The sequence below is a fragment of the Thermodesulfobacteriota bacterium genome, assembly GCA_040758155.1.
Taxonomy (GTDB): domain Bacteria; phylum Desulfobacterota; class Deferrimicrobia; order Deferrimicrobiales; family Deferrimicrobiaceae; genus UBA2219.
The window spans coordinates 1-3,666 of record JBFLWB010000086.1; the positions used below are offsets into that span (position 1 = coordinate 1).

4 protein-coding genes and 2 tRNA genes are annotated in these 3,666 nt (G+C 65.0%); 3 read left to right on the plus strand and 3 right to left on the minus strand.

Translation table 11 applies throughout. The features are described from left to right. Positions 1-155: 155 nt before the first annotated feature. Positions 156-243, minus strand: a tRNA-Leu gene (locus AB1346_05065). 131 nt (positions 244-374) lie between these two features. On the opposite strand from AB1346_05065, the gene AB1346_05070 reads away from it, so the two are divergent. Continuing rightward, positions 375-536 carry a hypothetical protein gene (locus AB1346_05070; GenBank protein MEW6719799.1) on the plus strand — a complete coding sequence of 54 codons (162 nt, stop codon included), beginning with the start codon at positions 375-377 and terminating at the stop codon, positions 534-536. On the opposite strand, the gene AB1346_05075 is transcribed toward AB1346_05070, so the two are convergent. Together AB1346_05075 and AB1346_05080 are read right to left on the minus strand one after the other, a co-directional pair. Then, positions 503-577: transfer RNA gene (locus AB1346_05075), tRNA-Cys, on the minus strand. The two genes, AB1346_05070 and AB1346_05075, sit on opposite strands and share 34 nt — an antisense overlap. 68 nt (positions 578-645) lie before the next feature. Next, positions 646-1,305, minus strand: coding sequence for a serine protease (locus AB1346_05080; protein ID MEW6719800.1), 660 nt, complete (start codon positions 1,303-1,305; stop codon positions 646-648). 92 nt (positions 1,306-1,397) lie between these two features. Here AB1346_05080 and AB1346_05085 point away from each other — a divergent pair, with 92 nt between their 5' ends. After that, positions 1,398-2,348, plus strand: a complete 951-nt coding sequence (locus AB1346_05085; GenBank protein MEW6719801.1) for an NAD-dependent epimerase/dehydratase family protein — start codon at positions 1,398-1,400, stop codon at positions 2,346-2,348. Positions 2,349-2,382: 34 nt separating this feature from the next. Beyond that, complete coding sequence (fbp, locus tag AB1346_05090) at positions 2,383-3,504, plus strand: fructose-1,6-bisphosphate aldolase/phosphatase (GenBank protein MEW6719802.1); 1,122 nt, start codon at positions 2,383-2,385, stop codon at positions 3,502-3,504. Positions 3,505-3,666 lie beyond the last annotated feature (162 nt).

Here is a 3,666-nt window from a genome sequence, read left to right on the forward strand (position 1 = left end):
TTCACTGTGCGGCTGCCGAGGGTGGAAGTGGAAACGGTATAGTGGTGCCCGGGGCCGCTCCCGGCCATCCATGGCCGCTTTTCCTCCCTGGTCGGTCGGCGGCGCCTTGGGTTCGATTCCCACCGCGGAGGAACCACCATACCGAAAGAAATGGGTGGTGCCCGGGGTGGGAATCGAACCCACACGGCTTTAAGGGCCTCGGGATTTTAAGTCCCGTGCGTCTGCCAATTCCGCCACCCGGGCGAAAGGAAAAACGTAAGAACCGGGACGTTCCTGAGAACTTCCGCAGAACAGGGACAGAGATGCAGGGTGATGGGGGTAAAGAACCGGGACGTTCGTGAGAAGGCTGACAGGCAGTATTTGTAGGGCTTCTCATGAACGTCCTGGTTCTTTGCGCCCTCCATTTCTTCGGTTCAGGGTTTCTCTCTCTGGATCTCTGTCCCACTTTTGCGGAAGTTCTAAGGAACGTCCCGGTTCTGCCGGTTCTGCGCTTTGTGAAAAATGGAGGCGGCACCCGGATTCGAACCGGGGGATAAAGGATTTGCAGTCCTCTGCCTTACCACTTGGCTATGCCGCCGTTCGACCTCAAGCCGTCCCAGGATTATATGCGACCGGTCACGGAGAATCCAGACCATTGTTGGGTCGTCAGACCCTGATCGCATTCGCGTTCAGAAACGCGAGGATGACCATCGATGGCACCCAGACGGAGACATCGGGGGGAGAGGGGGCGGCGGGGATGTGGAACATGCCGAACACCTCCCCGGATTCCACGAAGCCGGGGCTTCCCGAGGGGTCGCCGTACAGAGAGCCGTCCGTCTCGTACCTGGATTCGGGATGGCCGTCCGTTCCGGTAGTGCTCACGTAGGAAGAGATGTCCGCTCCCTGGAACAGCTCGATGAGGGAGACGGCGGACGAGGGGGCGTGATCGATCGCGATCCGGGGGAACCCCGCCGTGCCGCAATGCGTTCCGAGCGGGACCTGCCGGTCGAGCAGCCGGAGGCAGGTGGAGGAGCGGGGGGAATCGATCCGGAGGAGGGCGAGGTCCTTCCTTTCGTTTGCGGCCACGACCGTGACCGGTTCCGCCTTCTTCCCGATGTCGGGGGCGCGGATCACGCGGAGCCCTTCTATCGGCGGATTGTCCGGTTTCATGTCGTCGCGCAGGCAGCGGGCGGAGGTGACGAGCAACCCCGGCGCGACCATGAACGCCGAGCCCAGCGACGGGGAGAGGGCGTTCTTCGACGGAGGGGCGGAGCCGAGGATCGCGTAGATGGCTTCGCGGTTTCCCTCCAGCGCTTTATCGAACATGGTCGGCCTCCCGCGGCGGATGTGGAGCGCATATTGTTTTCCGCGGCGCGGAACCCTGTCAAGCGGTTCCGGTTCTGCGGTAGTATTGAGGCATGTCCCTCAATGTGTTCGTCACCGGAGTCGCAGGCTTCATCGGATCACACGCGGCGGAGGCGCTGCTCTCCCGCGGCGACCGGGTCTTCGGCCTCGACAATTTCGATCCATTCTACGACCGCGCTCTCAAGGAGATGAACGCTTCCGTTCTCAGGGAAAGGCCGGGGTTCTCCCTCCTGGAAGGGGATATCCGGGACGGGGAAGCCCTCGCGGGCTGGGGTGGCGGCGTACGGCCGGACGCGGTCCTGCACTTCGCGGCGAAGGCGGGCGTCCGCCCCTCGGTGGCCGATCCTGCGGGCTATGCGGACGTGAACGTCGCCGGGACGATCCGGGTGCTCGAGTGGGCCCGGGAGCGCGGCGTCCGGAGGATCCTGTTCGCATCCTCCTCGTCCGTCTACGGGGGAAACACGAAGGTCCCCTTCTCGGAGGACGACTTCGTGGACCACCCGGTGAGCCCGTACGCGGCGACGAAGAAGGCCGGGGAGCTTCTGTGCCACACGTACTGCCACCTTTACGGCATGAACATCGCCGCGCTGCGCTTTTTCACGGTGTACGGCCCGCGGCAGCGCCCCGAGATGGCCATCCGCAAGTTCACGCGCCGCATCCTCGAAGGGAAGGAGGTCGACCTCTACGGGGACGGGTCGTCCCGCAGGGACTACACCTATATCGACGACATCGTCTCCGGGGTGCTCGGGGCGCTCGATGCGCCGCCCGGGTACCGCGTCTACAACCTGGGGGAATCCGAAACGATCTCCCTGTCCGAACTGGTGTCGCTGCTGGAGAAGGCGTGCGGCCGGCCGGCTCAGCGCCGCTTCGTTCCTCCACAGCCGGGGGACGTGCCGATCACGTTCGCGGACATCGCGCGGGCGAAGTCGGAGATCGGGTACGATCCGCGCACCCCGATCCGGGAGGGCATCGTACGTTTCGTCGACTGGTACCGGCGGCAATAAACCCTCGAGATTGCCTGGGAGGAAGGAGGTCCCCATGAAGGTGACGCTATCGGTGATCAAGGCGGACATCGGGTCGATCGGCGGCCACATCCGGCCGAGCGCGGCGCTCGTCGAAACGGTCCGGAACCACGTGACGGGAGGGGCGGGGAACCTCCTGATCGATTTCCTCGTCGGCTTCACCGGGGACGATATCGCCATCCTGATGTCCCACAAGCGGGGAACGGGAGACGCCGAAGTCCACAAGCTCGCATGGGACGCCTTCCTCGCGGGGACCGCGGCGGCGAAGCGGCAGGGGCTTTACGGCGCGGGGCAGGACCTGCTGAAGGACGCCTTCTCGGGAAACGTGAAGGGGATGGGTCCTGCCGTGGCCGAGATGGAGTTCGAGGAGCGGCCCAGCGAGCCGTTCCTCCTCTTCGCGGCGGACAAGACCGACCCGGGGGCGTACAACCTGCCGTGCTACCTCGGCTTCGCGGACCCCATGGTCTCCTCGGGGCTGATCCTTTCCCCGAAGGTCGGTAAAGGATTCACCTTCCGAATCATGGATGTCATGAACACGGAGGGGGACCGCGTGATCGACCTGGACGCCCCCGAGGACCTGTACGACATCGCGGCGCTCCTGCGGGACCAGGAGCGGTTCGTGGTCGAGTCCGTGCGGTCGCGCGCCACGGGGGAGATCGCGGTCTCGGTCAGCACCACCCGGCTGCACAACATCGCGGGGAAGTACACGGGCAAGGACGACCCGGTGATGCTCGTCCGGACGCAGGGGAACTTCCCGGCGACGGGCGAGGTTCTCGCCCCCTTCGGCATCGCCCATTTCGTCGCGGGGTTCATGAGGGGAAGCCACCACGGGGCGCTGATGCCCGTCCCGCAGAACACCGGGACTTCCTTCTTCGACGGGCCGCCGATCGTTTCCTGCATGGCCCTCTCCATGAAGGATGGCCGCTTCACCGAGCCCGCCGACGTCTTCGCCCACCCGTATTGGGACCACGTCCGCTCGAAGGCGTCCGCGAAATCCGAGGAGCTGCGGCGGCAGGGGTTCTTCGGGCCGGCGATGCTTCCGTACAGCGAGCTGGAATACGGGGGGATCGTCGACCGCCTGAAGGCGATGGAGCCGAGGTTCCGTTTCCAGGCGGACAAGGCACCGGTGGGGGGCTGAAGGGAGACCGAAAGGAGGATCCATGAGCGGGGGATTGAGGTTCCGTTTCGATTTCTCTCTCGCGGGAGAGAGCAACCTTCCGGGAGGGGAAGGGATCTCCGCGGCCGATTTCCGTTCCGCGATGGAGCAGGTCGAGGTCGCCGTCGCTTCCCTGGAAGCGAG

What these genes read in the sequence shown, in the direction of transcription:
- AB1346_05070 (MEW6719799.1), top strand. Translation starts at nt 375, where the DNA reads ATGAACGTCCTGGTTCTTTGCGCCCTCCATTTCTTCGGTTCAGGGTTT.
- AB1346_05080 (MEW6719800.1), bottom strand. Translation starts at nt 1,305, where the DNA reads ATGTTCGATAAAGCGCTGGAGGGAAACCGCGAAGCCATCTACGCGATC.
- fbp (MEW6719802.1), top strand. Translation starts at nt 2,383, where the DNA reads ATGAAGGTGACGCTATCGGTGATCAAGGCGGACATCGGGTCGATCGGC.
- AB1346_05085 (MEW6719801.1), top strand. Translation starts at nt 1,398, where the DNA reads ATGTCCCTCAATGTGTTCGTCACCGGAGTCGCAGGCTTCATCGGATCA.